The 20,823-nt window shown below is 65.6% G+C and carries 18 protein-coding genes; 8 read left to right on the forward strand and 10 right to left on the reverse strand.

Going from position 1 to position 20,823, the window contains the following annotated elements; all coding sequences use genetic code 11:
• The first annotated feature begins 14 nt into the window (after positions 1-14).
• From WFP44_RS05800 to WFP44_RS05810, 3 genes are read left to right on the forward strand one after another with little or no spacing between them, the layout of a single operon-like run.
• Complete coding sequence (locus WFP44_RS05800; RefSeq protein ID WP_336925466.1) at positions 15-1,685, forward strand: M28 family peptidase; 1,671 nt, start codon at positions 15-17, stop codon at positions 1,683-1,685.
• Between the two features lie 2 nt (positions 1,686-1,687).
• On the forward strand, positions 1,688-2,674 hold the full coding sequence (locus WFP44_RS05805) for an agmatine deiminase family protein (RefSeq protein WP_336925467.1): 987 nt from the start codon (positions 1,688-1,690) through the stop codon (positions 2,672-2,674).
• Between the two features lie 52 nt (positions 2,675-2,726).
• Entirely contained in the window at positions 2,727-2,849 is a 123-nt protein-coding gene (locus WFP44_RS05810; RefSeq protein ID WP_336925468.1) for a hypothetical protein, read from the forward strand.
• A 199-nt stretch (positions 2,850-3,048) separates the two neighbouring features.
• Here WFP44_RS05810 and thrS read toward each other — a convergent pair whose 3' ends face one another.
• Entirely contained in the window at positions 3,049-5,046 is a 1,998-nt protein-coding gene (gene thrS / locus WFP44_RS05815) for a threonine--tRNA ligase (RefSeq protein WP_336925469.1), read from the reverse strand.
• Between the two features lie 149 nt (positions 5,047-5,195).
• Here thrS and WFP44_RS05820 point away from each other — a divergent pair, with 149 nt between their 5' ends.
• Genes WFP44_RS05820 through WFP44_RS05835 form a run of 4 tightly spaced genes read left to right on the forward strand, consistent with a single transcriptional unit; the run spans position 5,196 to position 8,658 of the window.
• Complete coding sequence (locus WFP44_RS05820; protein ID WP_336925470.1) at positions 5,196-6,077, forward strand: hypothetical protein; 882 nt, start codon at positions 5,196-5,198, stop codon at positions 6,075-6,077.
• Between the two features lie 13 nt (positions 6,078-6,090).
• On the forward strand, positions 6,091-6,816 hold the full coding sequence (locus WFP44_RS05825) for an alpha/beta fold hydrolase (protein ID WP_336925471.1): 726 nt from the start codon (positions 6,091-6,093) through the stop codon (positions 6,814-6,816).
• Between the two features lie 28 nt (positions 6,817-6,844).
• Positions 6,845-7,663: a tetratricopeptide repeat protein gene (locus tag WFP44_RS05830; protein ID WP_336925472.1), complete on the forward strand. Its 819-nt coding sequence runs from the start codon at positions 6,845-6,847 to the stop codon at positions 7,661-7,663.
• A complete protein-coding gene (locus WFP44_RS05835) occupies positions 7,660-8,658 on the forward strand; it encodes an LLM class flavin-dependent oxidoreductase (RefSeq protein WP_336925473.1) in 999 nt (332 codons plus the stop codon). Before WFP44_RS05830 ends, WFP44_RS05835 begins: the two co-directional genes overlap by 4 nt.
• A gap of 117 nt (positions 8,659-8,775) precedes the next feature.
• Here WFP44_RS05835 and WFP44_RS05840 read toward each other — a convergent pair whose 3' ends face one another.
• From WFP44_RS05840 to WFP44_RS05880, 9 genes are all read right to left on the reverse strand, one after another.
• Positions 8,776-9,936: an OmpA family protein gene (locus tag WFP44_RS05840; protein ID WP_336925474.1), complete on the reverse strand. Its 1,161-nt coding sequence runs from the start codon at positions 9,934-9,936 to the stop codon at positions 8,776-8,778.
• A gap of 292 nt (positions 9,937-10,228) precedes the next feature.
• The gene (locus WFP44_RS05845) at positions 10,229-10,567 is read right to left on the reverse strand and encodes a P-II family nitrogen regulator (protein ID WP_336925475.1); all 339 of its coding nucleotides are present in this window, start codon (positions 10,565-10,567) and stop codon (positions 10,229-10,231) included.
• 209 nt (positions 10,568-10,776) lie between these two features.
• Positions 10,777-12,114 carry an ammonium transporter gene (locus WFP44_RS05850; RefSeq protein WP_336925476.1) on the reverse strand — a complete coding sequence of 446 codons (1,338 nt, stop codon included), beginning with the start codon at positions 12,112-12,114 and terminating at the stop codon, positions 10,777-10,779.
• A gap of 30 nt (positions 12,115-12,144) precedes the next feature.
• Positions 12,145-12,483 carry a P-II family nitrogen regulator gene (locus tag WFP44_RS05855; RefSeq protein ID WP_249699641.1) on the reverse strand — a complete coding sequence of 113 codons (339 nt, stop codon included), beginning with the start codon at positions 12,481-12,483 and terminating at the stop codon, positions 12,145-12,147.
• Positions 12,484-12,644: 161 nt separating this feature from the next.
• Positions 12,645-13,352, reverse strand: a complete 708-nt coding sequence (locus tag WFP44_RS05860) for an endonuclease/exonuclease/phosphatase family protein (protein ID WP_336925477.1) — start codon at positions 13,350-13,352, stop codon at positions 12,645-12,647.
• A gap of 72 nt (positions 13,353-13,424) precedes the next feature.
• Positions 13,425-14,948, reverse strand: coding sequence for a peptide chain release factor 3 (locus WFP44_RS05865; RefSeq protein ID WP_336925478.1), 1,524 nt, complete (start codon positions 14,946-14,948; stop codon positions 13,425-13,427).
• A gap of 115 nt (positions 14,949-15,063) precedes the next feature.
• Positions 15,064-17,472 (reverse strand): phenylalanine--tRNA ligase subunit beta, encoded by a 2,409-nt coding sequence (gene pheT / locus WFP44_RS05870; protein ID WP_336925479.1) that lies wholly within the window; start codon positions 17,470-17,472, stop codon positions 15,064-15,066.
• Positions 17,469-18,584 carry a phenylalanine--tRNA ligase subunit alpha gene (gene pheS, locus WFP44_RS05875; protein WP_336925480.1) on the reverse strand — a complete coding sequence of 372 codons (1,116 nt, stop codon included), beginning with the start codon at positions 18,582-18,584 and terminating at the stop codon, positions 17,469-17,471. The genes pheT and pheS overlap by 4 nt, the downstream gene beginning before the upstream one ends.
• 93 nt (positions 18,585-18,677) lie before the next feature.
• A complete protein-coding gene (locus tag WFP44_RS05880; RefSeq protein ID WP_336925481.1) occupies positions 18,678-19,604 on the reverse strand; it encodes a helix-turn-helix domain-containing protein in 927 nt (308 codons plus the stop codon).
• 261 nt (positions 19,605-19,865) lie between these two features.
• Here WFP44_RS05880 and WFP44_RS05885 point away from each other — a divergent pair, with 261 nt between their 5' ends.
• Positions 19,866-20,750: an SH3 domain-containing protein gene (locus WFP44_RS05885; protein WP_336925483.1), complete on the forward strand. Its 885-nt coding sequence runs from the start codon at positions 19,866-19,868 to the stop codon at positions 20,748-20,750.
• Positions 20,751-20,823 lie beyond the last annotated feature (73 nt).

Consider the following 20,823-nt stretch of genomic DNA (forward strand, 5'->3'; position numbering starts at 1 on the left):
CCAGAGCATCTGCCATGCGCTCTCCCCTGCTTCTTGCCGCCCTGTGCGGCCTCGCCCTTGCCGGTTGCGCCACCACCGGTGCGCCTGCGCCCCTGATCGCCAACGGGGAGATACCGCTCGAACGCTGGCAGAGCCTGTCGCGCACGCTCTCCTCCGACGAGTTTGAAGGCCGCGCGCCGGGAACACGGGGCGAGGAGCTGACCCTGGCGGCGTTGGCGGACGCCTTTGCCGCAGCGGGACTTCAGCCGGGCAACCGGGGCAGCTGGTTTCAGGATGTGCCGCTGGTGGAGATCACCGGGCACAGCCATGCGCCCTTCGTGGTGCGCGGGGCAAGCGGCCCGGCCATCGCGCTGGCCTATTCGGACGACTGGGCGGGCGTGACTTACCGCGAGGCGGCGGAAATCACTCTGCCCGCGAGCGAAATCGTGTTTGTCGGATACGGCATCAACGCGCCCGAAAAGGGCTGGAACGATTACGCCGGCGTGGACATGAGGGGCAAGATCGCGCTCATTCTCGTCAACGATCCCGATTATGCCTCCGAAACGCTGGACGGCCCGTTTGGCGGCCGCGCGATGACCTATTACGGGCGCTGGACCTACAAGTTCGAGGAAGCCGCCCGTCAGGGTGCCGCCGCCGCGCTGATCGTGCATGACACTTTCCCGGCGGCTTACGGCTGGAATGTGGTGCAATCGGGCTGGACCGGCCCGCAATCGCGCGCCCGCACGGCGGATGGCGGAGCGGGTGAAGCGCTGCTCAACGGCTGGGTGCAGCTGGACGCGGCGCGCCGCATAATGACCGCTGCCGGACAGGATCCGGACAGGCTGATGGAAGCCGCGCGCCAGCCGGGTTTCCGCGCGGTGCCGCTGGGGCTGACAGGGGCGACCAGCTTTGCCAACACGATCCGCCCCTATGCCAGCCGCAATGTCATCGGCGTGCTGCCGGGGCGCGGAAGGGCACAGGAATATGTGCTGCACACCGCGCACTGGGACCATATGGGCCGCTGCCCCGCCAACGCAGCAGGCGACGATATCTGCAACGGCGCGATCGACAACGCAGTGGGCACTGCCGCGCTCGCCGCCCTGGCGGAGGCCCATGTGAAAGCCGGGCCGACGCTGCGCACGCAGGTGTTTCTGGCGGTGACGGCGGAGGAGGCGGGCCTGCTCGGTTCCGAATATTACGCCGCGAACCCGGTCTTCCCGCTGGAAAGCACGGCGGGCGGCCTCAATATCGATGCACTGTTCGTTTCGGGCGAGGCGCGCGATGTGATCGCAATTGGCGCGGGCAAAAGCGATCTGGACGATTACCTTTCTGCCGCGCTCGCCACGCAGGGCCGCCGCCTTTCGCCCGATACCGCGCCGCAGGCGGGCCGCTATTACCGATCCGACCATTTCAGCATGGCCAAGCGCGGCGTGCCGATGCTCTACCTCAAATCGGGCATTGACCTGATCGACGGGGGCGAGGAAGCGGGTCTTGCCTGGGGCCGCGCCTATGATGCGGTCTATCACGGCCCGGATGACGAGTTTGACGAAAGCTGGGACTGGCGCGGCGCGATGCGCGATTTGCAGCTGTATTTCACGCTGGGCCGGATGCTGGGCGACAGCGCCGACTGGCCCAATTGGCGCACGGGCGACGAGTTCCGCCAGCTGCGCGATGCCGCCTGTGCCGCATCCAGAAGGGGTTGCTGACAATGACATACCGTATGCCTGCCGAATGGGCCGAACAGGAATGGATCTGGATCGGCTTTCCCGCCGCTGCCGATCTGTGGAAAGACGATCTTGCGCCCGCGCAGGAACAGGTCGCCGCCTTTGCCAACGCCATTGCCGAAACAGGGCAAGAGGTGCGGCTGGTGGTGCAGGGTGATGTGGCCGAAGCGCAGGCGCGCGCGCTGGTTCTGCCGCAGGTCATCATCGAACAGCATCCCTATGGCGATATCTGGATCCGCGATACCGGCCCGCTGGTGCTGCTGAACGAAGCGGGTGAGCGCGCCGCGCGGCGGTTCGGCTTCAACGGCTGGGGCGGGAAATATCTGCTCGATGGCGATGCCGAAACCGGTGCGTCGCTGGTGGCGGCGGGCGGGCTGGCCGATCTGGGGCAGGCGGACTGGGTGCTGGAAGGCGGCGCGGTGGACAGCGACGGCACGGGCCTGATCGTGACGACCGCGCAATGCCTGCTCCACCCCAACCGCAACCCGCAGCTGAGCAAGGACGAGATCGCCGCACGGCTGAACCGCGATCTGGGCGCAGGCCGCGTTCTGTGGCTGGGCGATGGCCTGCTGGGCGACCATACCGATGGCCATGTGGACAATCTGGCGCGTTTCGTGGCGCCGGGCCGCATCGCCATTCCTGAAGGTGCGGGCGACGATGATCCCAACACCGCGACCTATGACGATGCCGCGCGGCGCGCCGCCGCCTTTGGCCTGGATGTGGTGCGCGTGCCCAGCCCCGGCCTGTACGGGGACAGCGACGATGCAGAGCCTGCCAGCTATATGAACTTCGTCATCGCCAACCATGTGGTGGTGGTGCCGATCTATGGCGCGGAAAATGACGCGGCGGCGGTGGAAGCCATCGGCGCGCTGTTTCCGGGGCGCCGCGCCGTGGGGCTGATGGCGGATGCGGTGCTGACCGGCGGCGGCAGCTTCCATTGTTGCAGCCAACACGTGCCGCTGGCGCTGTAGGGCGCGGGACGCGTTAACCTTTCGTTAGGGATTTTGGCGGAGAGGGGGTGGCATGAGCAAGGCCATCGCCCTCACCCGCCTCTATGCCGCCGATCCGGTGGACGCACTCCGCAGCGCTATCGTGCTGGTCTGTGCGGCGGCACTCATCCTTGCCGGGGCGGCGCTGCCTTTCTGACGCGAAAGTGACAAAGCTGACATCGTGACGATGGGCTTTTTCGCCAGATAACCATCGATTATCAAATATTTGGATGCTTCAAGCGAAGTTGACACTTCGCCGCCGCGCTTTGCGGCCTATCGGGGGTTCTGACAGGGGAAAGAGCCACAGCCGGGCTGCCATGGCTCCATCCGTGTAGGACAGTGCCCGTTCGCACGGATTACCGCAGATCAGGCGGCGTCGCTTCCCCTGAAATCAGTGCCACGGCATCGTCCAGCGTCATCACCTTCTGATGCTCGGCCCCCAATGTGCGCAGCGCAATCGTGCCTTCCTCCGCCTCGCGCTTGCCCACCACCAGCAGGAACGGCACCTTGGCAAGGGAGTGCTCGCGCACTTTGTAATTGATCTTCTCGTTGCGGGTGTCGGTATCGACGCGGATGCCCGCCGCGGCCAGCTTTTCCGCCACTTCAGCGGCATAGCCATCGGCATCGGACACGATGGTGGCGACCACCGCCTGCGTCGGCGCGAGCCAAGTGGGCAGGCGGCCGGCAAAATGCTCGATCAGAATGCCGATGAAGCGTTCATAGCTGCCGAAGATCGCGCGGTGCAGCATCACCGGGCGATGCTTTTCGCCATCTTCGCCCACATAGACCGCGTCGAGCCGTTCGGGCAGCACCCGGTCGGACTGGATCGTGCCCACCTGCCAGGTGCGGCCAATCGCATCGGTCAGGTGCCATTCCAGCTTGGGGGCATAGAACGCGCCTTCGCCCGGCAGTTCTTCCCAGCCATATTCGGGCGTTGCCAGTCCGGCTTCGATCACCGCATTGCGCAGTTCGGATTCGGCCTGATCCCACATTTCATCGGTGCCGAAACGCTGGTCGGGGCGCAGCGCCAGCTTGATCGCATAGGTGAAGCCGAAATCGCGGTAGATGCGGTCGGCCAGCTCGCAAAAGGCGCGCACCTCGCTCACGATCTGGTCTTCACGGCAGAAGATATGCGCATCGTCCTGCGTGAACTGGCGCACGCGCATCAGGCCGTGCAGCGCGCCATGCGGTTCGTTGCGATGGCAGCAGCCATTCTCATACAGGCGCAGCGGCAGATCGCGGTAGGAGGTGATGCCCTGCTTGAAGATCAGCACATGGGCGGGGCAGTTCATGGGTTTGAGCGCCATCCACTGGGCCTCGCCGCTGATAACCGGGCCGTCATCCTCCGTATTGGGAACCTCGTCGGGGATGACGAACATATTGGCGCGGTATTTGCCCCAATGGCCGCTCTGCTCCCACTGGCGGGCGTCCATCACCTGCGGGGTTTTGACTTCCTGATAGCCGGCGGCATCGATGGCGCGGCGCATATAGGCTTCGAGCGCGCGCCACACCTTGAAGCCGTTGGGATGCCAGAAGACCGATCCGTGCGCCTCTTCCTGCAAGTGGAACAGATCCATCTCGCGGCCCAGACGGCGATGGTCGCGCTTGGCGGCTTCCTCCAGCCGGGTGAGGTGCGCGTCCAATTGCTTCTTGTTCAGCCAGCCGGTGCCGTAAATGCGGGTGAGCTGCGCGTTCTTCTGGTCGCCGCGCCAGTATGCGCCCGCCACGCGCATCAGCTTGAAGGCCTGCGGATCGAGCTTGCCAGTGCTGGGCAGATGCGGGCCGCGGCACATATCAAGCCAGTCATCACCGCTCCAATAGACGGTCAGTTCCTCGCCTTCAGGAAGCTCCGCCGCCCATTCGGCCTTGAAGGTCTCGCCCTCTGCCGTCCAGCGGTCGATCAGCGCCTGCCGGCTCCACACTTCGCGGCGGAGCGGTTTGTCGGCGCGGATGATCTCGCGCATCTTCTCCTCGATCGCGGGCAGGTCTTCCATGCTGAAAGGCGCGCGGCTGGCAGGCGCCATGACGTCGTAATAGAACCCGTCATCGGTGGCCGGGCCAAAGGTGATCTGCGTGCCGGGCCACAGCGCCTGCACCGCCTCGGCCAGAATATGGGCGTAATCATGCCGGACGAGTTCCAGCGCGTCTGCCTCGTCACGCGCCGTGACCAGCGCCAGCTCGCAATCGCCGTCAAACGGGCGGGTCAGATCGCGCAGTTCCCCATCCACCCGCGCGGCCAGCGCCGCCTTGGCAAGGCCGGGGCCAATCGCGGCAGCAAGGTCAGCCGGGGTCGAACCCGCCGGCATTTCGCGGGCGGAACCATCGGGCAGGCGGATCGTGAGCATTTCGGACACGGGGGAAACTTTCCTTGGGCTGTGGCCGCTGGCATTACGGGGAGGCCGCGCTGCCTGCAACCCCGGCATCGCGCCAAGGGCTTTGCAAATCCGCGCCCCGGCATCTATCCTGCGCCCGGGCGCGGCATTTCAGGAGCAGGACAGGGCAGATGGTATCCCCGGACCTCAGGGAAAGGCTGCGCGATCCGGCCTATCGCGATCTGCACTTGGCGGCGGTGATGGCGATGCGGCAGGTGGCGGACATTCCCTGGTACGATGCGCATTTCCTGCGCTTCTACGAAACCGCCAAGCTATATCTGGCAGCGGTGCGGCCTGACGCGCTGGAATGCTTCGTGGACGGATTTGCTCCCTTGCGCACCCCGCCCGGCTTTACCGTGCAGGAGATCGAAGGGCTGTTCGGTGCCGCAGAACTTGAAGCGCTGCGCGCCGAAGTCGCCGGCCTGCCCGCGGCAAAACTGCGCGATGACGAGATCCGCACTTTCGGCCGCCACGTGGTGCAGGATCATCCGGCCTTCCTGGCGCTGCAACGCGAACTAACCCCCCGCGTCAGCGCATGGGCCGGGCAAGAGGTGGAGCCGGGCTACAATTTCCTCAGCCTCTACGGCAATTCCGGCCGCTGCGCGCTGCACATGGACCAGCCCATATCGATGTACACGCTGGACATCTGCATCGACCAGGACGTGGAATGGCCGATCTGGTTCAGCGACGTGGTCGACTGGCCGGACAGCGCCGCGATGGCCGCCTTCGATGCCGCCGATGTGAAGGCGCGGCTGCCTTTCACCGGCTATACGCTGCAACCGGGCAAGGCGATCCTGTTTTCCGGCAGCAGCCAATGGCATTACCGCGACGCCATGCCCCGCCCCGGCTTCTGCCACCTGTTGTTCTTCCACTATTACCCCAAGGGCTGTCTCGAACTGGTGGAATCGAGCAACTGGCCCCGGCTGTTCGATTTGCCGGAACTGGAGCCGCTGATCGACATATTCCGCGAAGCCTATCCCGAAGCGGTCGGTTTCCGCCCCGTTTTCGGGTAAGGCGCCGCGCGCGATGATCCGCCATTACCCCTTCGCAGGCCTCCACCTCGCATACCGCCACACATCCGGAACCGGCCCTGCCATCGTCTTCCTGCCCGGCTATATGTCCGACATGGCGGGCGGCAAGGCGACTGCCGTGTTCGATTGGGCGCAAGGCACCGGGCGCGAATGTCTGCTGCTCGATTATTCGGGCTGCGGGGGAAGCGGGGGCGACTTTGCCGAAGGCACGCTCAGCCGCTGGCGGGACGAGGTGCTGGCGCTGATCGGCGCGCAGCTGGCGGCGGATCGGGTGATCCTTGTCGGCTCCAGCATGGGCGGCTGGCTGATGCTGCTCGTGGGCCTTGCTCTGCAGAACCGGCTGGCCGGCCTTGTCGGCATCGCTGCCGCGCCCGATTTCACCGATTGGGGCTATTCGCCGGAACAGAAGGCGCAGCTGGCAGCAGGCGAAACCGTGTTCGAGGACAATCCCTATGGCCCCGAACCCACGCCGACCCATGCCGGTTTCTGGGCCGATGGGGAGCGGTTGAAGCTGCTGGATACGCCCATCGCGCTCACCTGCCCCGTGCGGCTGATCTACGGGCAGGAGGATGCCGATGTGCCGCCTGCCCTCTCGCTGCGGCTGGCAGCGGCCTTGCGTTCAGAGGATGTGCAGGTCACGCTGGTCAAAGGCGGGGATCACCGCCTGTCGCGCGCGGGGGATATTGCCCTGTTGCTGCGCACATTGGCCTCATTGGCCTGACTTGATGGCCTGAACGGATTTGTCGTCCATGCTCCTGATTGCCTCGCTTGCCTTTGCCCAGCTGACCATTCCGCTGAACCTGCCCACTTTCGGCAGCCCCGATGCGCCGCGCACCGCGCCGGTGGAGGTGCCGGCCGCCGATGCGCGGCTTGCCGCCTGCATGAGGCAGGCGCGCGACAATCCGGATGCAGCGGTGGTGGCCGCGCTGCAATGGCTGGAGGGTTTGATCGCGCCGGCAACAAGCGCGCCGCAGGAATGCCTCGGCTTTGCGCATACGCTGGCGGGCCGGTGGGGCGCGGCCGAAACCGCCTTTGTCGCCGCCCGCGATGCGCGGCTGGCGGGGGATGCAACGGAACGTGCCCGGCTCGGCGCCATGGCGGGAAATGCCGCGCTGGCTGGCGGGCGGCTGGAGCAGGCGCTGAACTTGCTCACAGCGGCGCAGGCTGATGCAGGCGCGGCCAGCAATGCCGATATGGCGGGCGCGATCGCGGCCGACCGGGCGCGGGCGCTGGTGGCGCTGGGCCGCGAACTGGACGGGGCGCAGGCGCTCGCCAGCGCACGCGATCTCGCCCCGCAGGATGCCACCGTCTGGCTGCTGTCGGCCACGCTGGCCCGGCGGATGGAAGATCTGGCCTCCGCGCAGGGATGGATCGTGAACGCCGCGCGGCTCGACCCGCGCAGCCCTGCCGTCGGCCTCGAAGCCGGGCTGATCGCCGCGCTGGCAGGGCAGGACGATACCGCCCGCCGGAACTGGCAATCGGTGATCGAAATGGCGCCGCAGTCTTCACAAGCCGATGCCGCGCGCCAATATCTGGCTCAGCTCGATAGCCAGCCGGAAAGCCCATGATCCCGCTCAGCGTCCTTGATCTCGTCCCGATCCGCGAAGGCAGCGATGCCCACGACGCGCTGGCCCAGGCCTGCGCCCTGGCGCGGGTGGCCGAGGAAGCGGGATACCGGCGCTATTGGGTGGCCGAACATCACGCCACACCCGGCATTGCCGGGGGTGCCACGGCGGTCGTTCTGGCCGCGATCGGCCATGCTACGCGCATGATCCGCATCGGGGCAGGCGGAATCATGCTGCCCAACCACAACCCCTTCGTGATTGCCGAACAGTTCGGCACGCTCGATGCTCTGTTTCCGGGCCGCGTCGATCTGGGGCTGGGCCGCGCGCCGGGCGCCGCGCCGATACTGGGGCAGGCGCTGCGCAAGGATCTGGGGCGCGCGGCCGAATATTTCCCTCAGGATGTGGTGGAACTTCGCGCGCTGCTGACGGGCGATATCGACCTGCCGATTTCCGCGACGCCCGGCCTGGGGGCAAAGGTGGATCTCTGGATGCTCGGCTCCAGCCTGTTTGGCGCGCAACTCGCCGCACGGCTGGGGCTTCCCTATGCCTTTGCCAGCCATTTCGCGCCCGATCACCTCGATGCAGCGCTTGCCACCTATCGCGAGCAGTTCCAACCCTCGGCCCAGCTTGATCAGCCCTATGCGGTGGCCGCGATGACGGTGATCTGCGCCGATACCGATTCGGAGGCGGAGCTTCTCGCCAGTTCGCAGGATCAGGCCTTCGTTCGCCTGCGCACCGGCGATCCGGGCAAGCTGCCGCCTCCCCTGCCCCATTACCGGCAATCGCTTTCGCTGTCCGAGCGGGGAATGCTTGAACGGCTGGGCGCAGCACGCGCGGTGGGATCGCCGCAGACGGTGCGTGACAAGATCGCCCGCTTCGTGGAAAGGACGCGCGCGGACGAGATCATCGTATCGGGCGCGACCTTCGATCCGCTGGCCCGCCAGGCCTCGCTGCGGCTCACCATGGAAGCCGTCGGCGGCACAGCCCTCGCCGCCTGAGCTTCGGGTTGGCTGACCCTCGCTACCCGGCGATCAGCCTCACGCGCGCAACCCCATGAAAAAGGGGCCGGAAGGTTTCCCCTCCGGCCCCTGTTTTCGTGTTGGTGAAACCGACCCTTAGCGGCCCGAACCCGGACCGTAGGTGATTTCCACGCGGCGGTTCTGCAGTTCGCGCACACCGTCGGCGGTGGGAACGCGGTTCTGCGTTTCGCCGAAGGCTTCGCTGCTGATGCGTGCCGCGGGGATGCCGCGACCGGTCAGATACTGCTGCACGGCTTCGTTGCGGCGCTGCGACAGGCCGACATTGTACTGGGCCGAGCCCGAACGGTCGGCGTGGCCGGCCAGCATGATCGCGGCGCTGCCGCAATTGCCGTAAGCCGTGACGGCCGAGTTCAGCACCGTGGCCGCTTCGGCCGTGATCGCCGAGGAATCCCAATCGAAGAACACGATGTAGGGGCCCTGGTTGCACTGCACCACCGGCGGCGGAGGCGGCGGCGGGGGAGGCGGCGGCGGGGGCGGCGGGGGAGGCGGCGGCGGGGGCGGCGGCGGCGGAGCCACAGCAGCCGGGGCCGGAGCGCCACCGAAGTTGTAGATCAGGCTGATCAGCGCGGAGTGCGTGGCCAGCGAGAACGAGGTCGCACGGCCCTGGCTGTCGGTCACGTTGAAGGTGTTGGTGTTGAAGTACTTGTACTTCAGGCCAACATCGAAATTGCGGCTGGCCGGAACACGCAGCGCGGCAATCGCCTGCCATGCCCAGGTGTGATCCGCATCATCGATATAGCCGGGGCCGGGCGAATAGATCGAGGTTTCGCCGCTCATCCAGGTGTGGCCGAAGCCGCCACCCACCGACAGGCCAACGCCTTCGTCACCGCCGAAGTCGACCAGCGCATTCGCCATCACCGAGGTGAGGCGCAGTTCGCCGCCAGCGACCGAGGTGCCGGTGAAGAAGTTGCCGTTGCGAACAGCTTCCGCGGTGCGCGGAATGCCGATGACGGTCGATGTGAGGAGCGTGGGGTCCCACTCCTTGTAGGAACCTTCCAGTTCGGCACGGACGGGGCCAAAGTCATAGCCGAGCACGCCGGCGACTTCCCAACCGGTTTCGCCTTCGATCAGCACCGCGTTCTGGGCAACGCCAGCATTGGTGGTGACGTCGAGTTCATACTCGTTCGGGAAAACAGCGCCGACATCGACACCGAAATACCCCTGACCATCCCTGGCCATTGCAGGTGCCGAAAGGGCAACGGCTGCAACGCCAAGGCCAAGCGCAAATTTCTTCATAGTTTATTCCCCTTTGAACCTTCGAAGACGGTCATAATTGCTCATGCCAATTGTGGCAACCGTAACCGGTTATCCAGCATATGTGACAGCCGGTGGTTTCAACGATTTGAAGCCCCATATCGCAAACCTATGCCGCACTTGCGGTTCCCGGCAACGCCCCTTTTCGCGCAGTTTCGGGCGATAATGGAGCTTTTCACCCGCCATCGTTGCCCAAATGCAACATTTGCGCGATTTCCATGCGTGGCGGGCAAACTCTGCTGCATTGCAGCGGCGTTGGGCTGCCAAGGCGGCCCTAGAGGGCCAATTCGCCCGATTCTCCGGTGCGTATCCGCACCACTTCGGGCAGGTCGAGAACGAAGATCTTGCCATCGCCGATTGTATCGGTGCTGGCGGCGTGGCGGATTGTCTCGATGACTTGGGGCGCCAGCTCGTCGCTCGTGGCGATCTCCAGCCGGACCTTGGGCAGCATATTCACCGCATATTCGGCGCCGCGATAAATCTCGGTCTGGCCCTTCTGCCGGCCAAAACCCTTGGCCTCGGATGCGGTCATGCCGGCGATCCCGATCCCGGCCAGCGCCTCGCGCACGGCTTCCAGCTTGAAAGGCTTGATCACCGCAATCACCAGTTTCATCGCATATCCCCTTGGTCAGTGCCCCGGCAGCCGCGCCTTCCCCCGGCGTCTGCCGCCCCTCTCATAATCGGCCTCTGCGCCGCGATGGCAACAAAAAAGGGCCGGAGCGGCTGGCTCCGGCCCAAAGTTTGTTCGTTCGCAGGAGGAACGAGTGGAGGCGGGACCGAGGGGAGAGGAGGAGGAGGTTCCCGGTCCCGCCAAGCTTCAACTCAGTTGTAGGCGCGCTCGCCGTGTTCGGAGATGTCGAGGCCGTTGACCTCTTCCTCTTCGGTGACACGCAGACCGATGGTCAGCTTCACGAGGTAGCCCGCAATCAGCGTGCCGATACCGGCCCACAGGATCGTGACGATTACGCTGAAGGTCTGGATCCAGAGCTGTGCGCCCATGGCGGTCGAACCGTCGCCAGGGCCGCCCAGGAACGGCTGGTAGACAACCGCGGTGCCGATGGCGCCGACGATGCCGCCGATCCCGTGGATGCCGAAGGCGTCCAGCGAGTCGTCATAGCCGAACTTCGCCTTCATCTTCGCCACGAAGACGTAGCAGACGATGGAGGAGACGATGCCGAGCAGGATCGCGCCGAACGGGCCGGAATTGCCCGCCGCCGGGGTGACGGCGACGAGGCCCGCGATAATGCCCGAGGCAAAGCCCAGCGCCGAACCCTTGTGGCCGGCCAGCTTTTCCACGACCATCCAGGTGAGCGCAGCGGCAGCGGTGGCCACGAAGGTGTTGATCATGGCAAGACCAGCCGAACCATCAGCCTCCAGCGCCGAACCGGCGTTGAAGCCGAACCAGCCCACCCACAGCAGGCCAGCGCCCACCAGCGTCAGCGTCAGGCTGTGCGGCGGCATCGGCTCCTGCGGGTAACCACGGCGCTTGCCCAGCAGATAGGCGAGGACGAGGCCCGAGATACCGGCATTGATGTGCACCACGGTGCCGCCGGCGAAGTCGAGCGCGCCATCTTCGAACAGCAGGCCGCCGCCCGCCCACACCATGTGCGCGATCGGGAAATAGACGATGGTCAGCCAGATCGGCACGAACAGCATCAGCGCGCTGAACTTCATGCGCTCGGCCGTCGCACCCAGGATCAGGGCGGCGGTGATCGCGGCGAAGGTCATCTGGAAGCTGATGAAGACATACTTGCTGATGACTTCATCGGTAAAAGTGGCGGCCGTGCTGGACGCATCGGTGCCCATCAGGAAATAGCTGCCGCCCGAAATGAACAGGCCCAGCGTGCCTTCATAGGTGGTGTCGCCAAAGGCGAGCGAGTAGCCCCACATCACCCAGATCAGCATGGCAAGACAGGCCGTCGCGCCGACCTGCGTCATGGTGGAGAGCATATTCTTGGAACGCGTCAGGCCGCCATAGAACAGGGCGAGGCCCGGCAGGATCATGAGCAGCACCAGAAGGGTGGCGGTCATCATCCAGGCGTTGTTGCCGGGATTGGGCACGGCTTCGACCACTTCGGCCGCTTCCTGTGCAAAGGCCGCCGTAGCGGTCAGCATGGATGCACCGAGCGTTGCGGCGCCATACATGAGTTTGCGGATCATTGTGTTACCCCTTTGTCCGAAAAGCACTGGTCAAAGCGCGGTTTCGCCGGTTTCGCCGGTGCGGATCCGGGTCGTCGACATGAGGTCGAGGACGAAGATCTTGCCGTCGCCGATGCTTTCCGTGCTGGCGGTCGCCTGAATGGTTTCCACGACCTTGGGCATAAGCTCGTCGCTGACGGCGATTTCGAGCTTCACCTTGGGCAGCATATTCACCGAATATTCGGCCCCGCGGTAAATCTCGGTCTGGCCCTTCTGCCGCCCGAAGCCCTTGACTTCGGACACAGTCATGCCCGCAACGCCCAGCGCGCCAAGCGCTTCACGCACTTCGTCGAGCTTGAATGGTTTGATGATGGCGATGATGAATTTCATCACTGACCCCTGTTGCTTCTACCGGAGACGGTCCCGGCCAAGCGAGGGCAATGCAAAGGCCGTGCCAGTTTCCCGCAAGAGGGGCTCAACGGACTGTTAACAATTAGGACAGGGGCAAGATCGTCCGCGACACGCCCGAATCTTGTGCAGTTGCACAAAAATTAGGCACCCACCCCCCGCTTCGTGAGCTCCAGTTCGGCACGCACCGGCAGGTGGTCGGATGCAGCGACAGCGAGCGCGCTGCGGTGCACTTCGCATCCCGCACAGCGCCAGTGCGGCGAATGCACGATCCGGTCGAGCGGGGCGAGCGGGCGGCTGCCGGGAAAGGAGCGGCCGGGGGCAAGCACTTCCCACCCCTGCCCGAACGAGCGCAGCGCCCCGCCGCGCGGCGACCATTCGTTGAGGTCGCCCAGGATCACCGCCGGCGCATCCCCATGCGCCAGCACGCCGCACACGGTTTCGATCTGGCGGCGGCGCAGCAGCCCCGACAGGTCGAGATGCATCCCCACCACATCGAATTCGCAGCCTTCCTTCGACAGCCGCGTGTGCACCGCGCCGCGCGGTTCGAGCGAAGGGAGCGTTATCGGGGCGGCGTCCACAATGTCGATCCCGCGCTTCACCAGAATGGAATTGCCGTGCCAGCCCATTCCCCCTGCCCGCATCGCCAGCGGCACGATCTGCCAATGCGTCTCGATCAGCATATCGCGCGGGATCACCGCGGCGCGCGGGCCGAAACGCTGATCGGCTTCCTGCAAGGCCACCACATCGGCATCAAGCTCGTGCAGCACGCGCACGATCCGGTCGGCATCGTGCCGCCCGTCAATCCCCACGCCCTTGTGGATGTTGTAGCTGGCGAAAGTCAGCTTCATCCCGCGCATTTTCCATCAACCGGCATGGGACTACAGGTAGGTCGGCCCTGCCCGATTGTCACCTGCCGCCAATCACCGTTCCTTGGTGGCGGAAAAAGCGAGGTCGGGATTCTTCTCTGCCGCGTAATTCACATCCCAGGGGCTTTTTGCCATGAACACCAGATCGCCGTCGCGGTCTTTCGCCAGATTGGGGCGGTTGAATTCGGCAAAGCTGCGCTGCGCCGCCTCGCTGCCCCTGATCCAGCGCGCGGTGGCAAAAGGCGAGGGTTCGAGCACCGCCTCCACCTTGTATTCGGCTTCCAGCCGCGAAATCAGCACTTCCAATTGCAGCTGGCCCACCACGCCCACGATCCACTGGCTGCCGATTTCGGGATAGAAAACCTGGATCACCCCTTCTTCGGACAAGTCATCCAGCGCTTTACGCAATTGCTTGGTCTTGGTGGGATCCTTCAATTGCACCCGGCGCAGGATTTCGGGGGCGAAATTGGGCAGGCCGGTGAAGCGGATCTGGTTCTTTTCCGAAAGCGTATCGCCCACGCTCAAGGTGCCGTGATTGGGGATGCCAATAATGTCGCCAGCCTCTGCGGTATCCGCCAGCTCGCGGTCCTGCGCGAAGAACAGGATGGGCGAATGCACCGCAATCGGCTTGCCGAGGCCCGATGGCACCAGCTTCATGCCGCGTTTGAAGGTGCCCGACACCTGCCGCATGAAGGCGATGCGGTCGCGGTGGTTGGGGTCCATATTGGCCTGCACCTTGAAGATGAAGCCGGTCACCTCGTCGCGTTCCGGGCTGATCAGCTCCTCGCCCGCAGGCTGCGGGCGCGGCGGTGGGGCATAGCGGGCGATGGCATCAATCAATTCCTCGACGCCGAAGTTCTTGAGCGCCGATCCGAAATAGACCGGCGTCAGATCGCCGTGGCGGAAGGCTTCCAGATCAAACTCCGGGTAACCGCCGCGCGCCAGCTCGATTTCCTCGGCAAAGCGCGCAGGGATGGCGGCATCGGTTTCGCGGGTGCCGAGAAATTCGCGGCTCGGCCCTTCGGGGCGGCTGACCGTTTCGGTCGCGAAATCGAGCAGGCCTTCAAACTCGCCGCCCATGCCGATGGGCCACATTTGCGGGGATACATCGAGCGCCAGCATATCGGCCACTTCGTCGAGCAGTTCGAACGGATCGCGCCCTTCGCGGTCGACCTTGTTGACGAAAGTGATGATGGGCACGGAGCGCAAGCGGCAGACCTCGAACAGCTTGCGCGTCTGCGGTTCGATCCCCTTGGCCGCATCGATCACCATGATGGCCGAATCGACCGCTGTCAGCGTGCGGTAGGTATCTTCGCTGAAATCCTCGTGCCCCGGCGTGTCGAGCAGGTTGAAGGTGATGCCGTCCTTCTGAAAGGTCATCACGCTGGAAGTGACCGAGATGCCGCGCTGCTGTTCGATCTTCATCCAGTCAGACCGGGCGCGCCGCGCGGCGCCGCGCGCCTTCACCTCGCCCGCCAGATGGATCGCGCCGCCTTGCAGCAGCAGCTTTTCGGTAAGCGTGGTTTTGCCTGCGTCAGGATGCGAGATGATCGCGAAGGTGCGGCGGTTGGACGTCATGATTGAACTTTCTTCTCCCCTCCCGCCTGCGGGAGGGGCCGGGGGTGGGCCTGTTCCCAAAACATCGCGCCAGGGGCAGGCCCACCCCTAACCCCTCCCGCGAGCGGGAGGGGAACTATCCGCGCAGCTCCGCGCCCAGCTTGGCCGCTGCCGCGACCACCTTGTCCGAAATGGCTTTCAGATCGGCATCCTTGAAGCTGGCTTCGCCCGGTTGCAGCGTGACCTCGATCGCCAGCGACTTCTTGCCATCGGGCACGCCCGCGCCTGCGAACAGGTCGAAGATGCGCGCATCGGCAATGCTCACCTTGTCCGCGCCCCTGACGCTGCGCAGCAGATCGCCCGCAGGCAGATCGGCGGGCACCAGGAAGGCGAAATCGCGCGTCACCGCTTGCAGCGCGGGCGGGGCGTAATGCGGGCGGGCAAAGCTGGCCGCGCCCTTCTTCGCCGGGATCGCATCGAGGAACAGTTCGACCGCCATCACCGGGCCATCGACATCGAACGCGGCCAGCGTAGCGGGGTGCAGCGCGCCGAAGCGGGCGAGCACAACCTTCGGCCCCAGCCGCAAAGTGGCAGACTGGCCGGGGTGGAACTGATCGCCCGCCTCGCCGGCGATTTGCAGCTTGTCGACCGGCGCGCCCGCTTCGGCCAGCAGGGCCAGCGCCTCGGCCTTGGCGTCGAAGGCGTCGAACTTTACCGCCTTGCCCGTGGCCCAGCCACGCGGGGTCTTTTCGCCCGCCAGCACCACGGCCAGCGCGGCGCGCTCGTCGCTCGCGCCATCAGGGCTGCGCAGATAGCGGCGGCCGATTTCGAACAGGCGCGAGCCGGCCGCGCCGCGATCGGCATTGCGCTTGGCCGCAGCCAGCAGGCCGGGGATGAGCGAGGGGCGCATTGCCTTCATGTCTTCGCTGATCGGGTTGTCGAGCACCCATACTTCGTCAGGCTCAGCATGAGCGGAACGGGTAGCAAAATGCTCCGCCTGCGCCACCGGCAGGAAGGACCATGTCACCGCCTCGTTCAGCCCGCGCGCGGCCGCCGCGCGGCGCAGGCGGCGCTCCATTTGCTGCTGCGGCGTGGCGGTGGGACGGGCCACGCCGTCGGCACGCGGCAGCGGCACGCTGGCCACCTTGTCCAGCCCATGGATGCGCACCACTTCCTCGACAATGTCGGGCGCGCCGTCCACATCGTGGCGGCGCAGCGGCACGGTCACCTGCCAATCGGGCGAGACGCTGAAATCGAGCGCTGAGAGGATGCGGCGCTGTTCGCTCTCCTCCACCGCCACGCCGCCCAGCTTCTGCGTCAGCGCGGGGTCATAGGCGATGACCTTGGGCGTGGCGGGCGGCGAACCGGCGCGCACCACATGGCTCGCCTCGCCCCCGCACAGCCGCAGGATCAGGCTGGTGAGCCCGTCCAGCCCGCCATCGAGCCAGGCCGGGTCCACCCCGCGTTCAAACCGCGTGCGCGCATCGCTGGCGAGGCCGAGGCGGCGCCCGGTCACGCCAATGCTTTCCGGGTTGAAATAGGCGATTTCGAGCAGGACATCTCTCGTCCCCTCGGTCACGCTCGAATGTTCACCGCCCATGATCCCGGCAATGTCGTGCACTTGCTCATCGTCCGCGATCACGGTCATGCTGGAATCGAGCGTATAGGTCTTGCCGTTCAGCGCCAGCACCTCTTCGCCATCCCTGGCGCGGCGGGCAACAACCGCGCCGGTCAGCTTGGCGAGGTCATAGACGTGCGCCGGGCGGCCAAAGGCCAGCATCAGGTAATTGGTGATGTCCACCAGCGCACTGATCGGGCGCTGGCCGGCTGCCTTCAGCCGCGCCTGCATCCAGTCGGGCGAAGGGCCGTTTGTGACGCCGCGGATCACCCGGCCGTAGAAGGCAGGGCAGCCTTCGGGATCGTCGGTGCGGATTTCCACGGGGCAGGGGAATGTCCCCTCGATCCGGTCATCGCGCAGCGGCTTCAGCGTGCCCAGCCCTGCCGCCGCCAGATCGCGGGCAATGCCATACACCCCCATGCAATCGGGCCGGTTGGGCGTGATCGCCACATCGAACACGGGGCTGGTGCCGTGATAATCGGCAAAGGGCGTGCCCACCGGCGCATCATCGGGCAGTTCGATGATGCCTGCGTGGTCATCGCCCAGCTCCAGCTCGCGGCTGGAGCACATCATGCCGTTCGATTCCTGTCCGCGAATGGCGCTTTTCTTCAGCACCATGCCGTTGGCGGGCACCACCGCGCCGGCCGTGCCCAGCACGCCCTTCATCCCTGCGCGGGCATTGGGCGCACCGCACACGACCTGAAGCGGATTGCCATCGCCGGCATCCACGGTGAGCACTTGCAGCTTGTCCGCATCGGGATGCGGGCGGGCGGTGAGCACATGGGCGACACGAAAACCGGCGAGCTTTTCCGCCGGGTCTTCAATGCCTTCCACCTCATGACCGATGGCGTTGAGGGCACCAGCAATCTGCGCGGTATCCGCCTCGGTGTCGAGGAAGTATTTCAGCCATTCGAGCGAGAACTTCATGCCCGTGCTCCTACGCCGCCGGACAATGTCGGCTGATCGAACGGCGAGAAGCCGTAATGCGCCAGCCAGCGTGCATCGCCATCAAAGAAGGCGCGCAGATCATCCATCCCGTATTTCAGCATGGCCAGCCGGTCCACGCCGAGGCCAAAGGCAAAGCCCTGCCATTCATTGGGATCAAGGCCCGACATTTCGATCACCCGGCGGTTGACCATGCCGCTGCCCAGCAATTCCATCCAGCCGTGCCCCGGTTCATCCCCGCTCCCGCCCAGCACGCGGCGCGAACGGCCATCGGGCGTCTTTTCGATGGCAAAGCCCACATCGACTTCCACCGATGGTTCGGTGAAGGGGAAATAGCTGGGGCGCAGGCGCAGCACGATGTCCTCGCGTTCGAAAAACGCCTTGAGGAAGGTTTCCAGCGTCCATTTCAGATGGCCCAGATGGATGTCGCGGTCGATCACCAGCCCTTCGATCTGGTGGAACATCGGCGTGTGCGTGGCGTCGCTGTCACTGCGGTAGACGCGGCCCGGCGCGATGATGCGCAAAGGCGCGCCTTCCGCCAGCATGGTGCGCACCTGCACAGGGCTGGTATGCGTGCGCAGCAGCATCTTGCCGCCTTTCGGCGCCTGATCCGGAAAATAGAAGGTGTCGTGCATCGCCCGCGCCGGGTGGCTTTCTGGCATATTGAGCGCGGTGAAATTGTACCAGTCGTCCTCGATCTCCGGACCCGTAGCCACGGCAAAGCCCAGATCGGCAAAGATTTCGGCCAGCTCGTCCATCACCTGCGAAACCGGGTGCACGCTGCCGCGCGCGGCTTCGGGCGCGGGCAGCGTCAGATCGACACGCTCGGTCGCAAGCCGCTCGGCCAGTTCGGCCGCTTCGAACGCCTGCTTGGCGCTGGCCAGCGCTTCGGCCACGGCTTCGCGCAAGCCCTGGATCGCGGGGCCTTTGGCCTGCCGCTCCTCCGGGCTCATCGCGCCCAGCGTTTTCAGCAGCGCGGACACGCTGCCCTGCTTGCCCAGCAGGCCAACGCGCAAGGCTTCCAGTGCGGCAGGATCGGCAGCGGCAGCGATTGCGGCCAGCGCCTCGCGCTTCATGGTTTCAATGTCAGACATGGTTCGTGGTCAGTCACAAGGTTTGCGGCAGATAATGGCTGGCGCGCCTGTTAGCCGCCCCGCGCGCTGCACCCAAGCCTTAAATGGCAAGACCTAGCCAGCAACCCCCGCGCCATCGGCATAACGCAGCACGGTGGGCATATCGGTTTGCGGAAGGACACCCTGATCGACCATGCGGCGCGCCATGATCCGGTCGAGCACCGGGTGCGGCGTGTCGGCATAGTCGGTTGGCGTCATCCCCATGAAGCTGCGGAAATCGCGCACGAAATGGGCATGGTCGAAATATTGTTCGTCAAGCGCGCTGCTCCAGCTGCGCCCGCTGCCATCGGCCGGCGGCAACACCATGAACCGCGCCAGACTGCGCAGGAATCGCTGCCGGCGCAGCAGCTTCTTGGGCGCAAAGCCGAAATGGCGCGCGCAAAACCGCTCCAGCGAACGGCGGTTCATGCCCAGCCTGCGGCCCAGCTCCTCCACATCGCCTACCGCCGGATCGCGCAGCACTTCATGGCAGCGCTCCACCATGGGATCGGGCGGGCCAAAGTGGACGTCCTGTTGCAGGAGATAGGAATTGATCTGACGGGCGATGGCATCGGCTTCCACCCCTTGCTGCCGCACAATGTCGAGGATGGGGGCGAAATGCGCCAGCGCCTGCACCTGGCTGCCGTCAACAATCCGGTCGGCCAGCTCGCGCGCGTGCAGCCGGACATAGCGCGCCCATCCCGCCGGTTGCAGCCCCAGCCCCCACAGGCGCGAGCGCCACAGGGTAAATCCGATCGCGCGGCTGGTGGGGCCGCTCACCACAAAGGGAAAAGTCGGGCGTGTCGCCTCGGGAATGACACCGGCATCCGGCGGCCTGCCGCTTTGGGTAAAGCGCATCGTGGCCCATTCGGGGTGCAGCCAGTCATCCACCCGCGCGCCTTCAAGGCAATCGATCTCGAAGGAATAGAGCGCGGTGAAATAAGGCTGCAATGCGCCCGACAGCGCGTAGAATTGCACCCTAACCTCAATCGGCTCCGTCATTTGCGCAACCCAGCCCTGTCTGTGCCGAACCATTGGTGCCGGGCCGGATTCGGCTCCGCTCAATGCGACACATTATTACGCGCCACTGCCCGGATGGTTCCCATCAAGACCAGTTTTTTGCACGCCGCCTGTTACAATCGCACTCGGAATAATGACAAGCACCGTTAGGGCGCGGCGGCTGTCTTGCCGCACAGGACTGGCGCTGTTTCACATCGCTTTCGCCGACTGGATCGTTTCAGATCGGGTGGAAGGGATAGAGACATGAAGACGCGAACCGGATGGGCCTGTGCAACTGCGCTGGCCCTCGCCTGCGGGGCGATGCCCGCACTTGCCAACGACAATGCCGTGCAACTTGTCCGGTGCGAACAGAGCCTGGGCAGCGTGGCGTTGGTGGACGGCGCGAATGCCGGGTGGAGCCAGTGGAACCTGGGCAGCCCGCGCGCGCTGCTGATGCGCCTTGCAACCGAATCGGGATGCTTCACCCCGCACAGCGGCGGCAACGAGCCTGCGCGCTTTCTGATGACCGCCATCGCCGGGACCCAGGAAGAAGTGGATCAGGGCGTGGAACTGGCGCGCGGCGCCGCCACCGAAGCGCTGGTGCGCAGCGGCGCGGCGTCATCCGTCCTGCGCAGCGTGCCCTTTGGCGGCGCGGCGCTGGGGATGCTGGGCGGGCTGGGCGGCCGGCGCACCACGGTGGCCGCCGGCCTGACCGTGGTGAGCCCGGCCAATGGCCAGCCGCTTGCCACCGGCAGCGGATCGGTCACGCGATCCTCGCTGACATTTCGTGGCAATAACGGATCATGGGCGCGCGATGTGGCGGGCACCACGGGCTATGCCAACAGCAGCGAGGGGCAGCGCCTGACCGAAGCCTTCATTCTCGCCTTCAACCAGATCGTGGCGCAGAGCGCCGCGCTGGCCGCGGCTCCGCAACCGGGTGCCGCGGCAGCAGCTCCGGCTCCAGCGCCGGGGGCGACCACGGCGGTTGCCACGGTGATGCGCGCCGGCCCTGCCGAAAGCGCCGCCGAAGTGCGCGACCTGCGCGCAGGCACCGCCCTGAAGCTCACCGGCAACCGCGACGGACTGTGGATCGAGGCGGAGGACAATTTCGGCACCAAGGGCTGGGTATCGGTCGAAGACCTGCAATAGCCCCCTTTTCAGGGACGGCCTTCTGAACCGGCGCTGCGCCTCTCGGCAAACGACCCTTGCCCCTGCGGTGTTC

Source organism: Alteraurantiacibacter palmitatis, assembly GCF_037154115.1.
Classification (GTDB): Bacteria; Pseudomonadota; Alphaproteobacteria; order Sphingomonadales; family Sphingomonadaceae; genus Alteraurantiacibacter; species Alteraurantiacibacter palmitatis.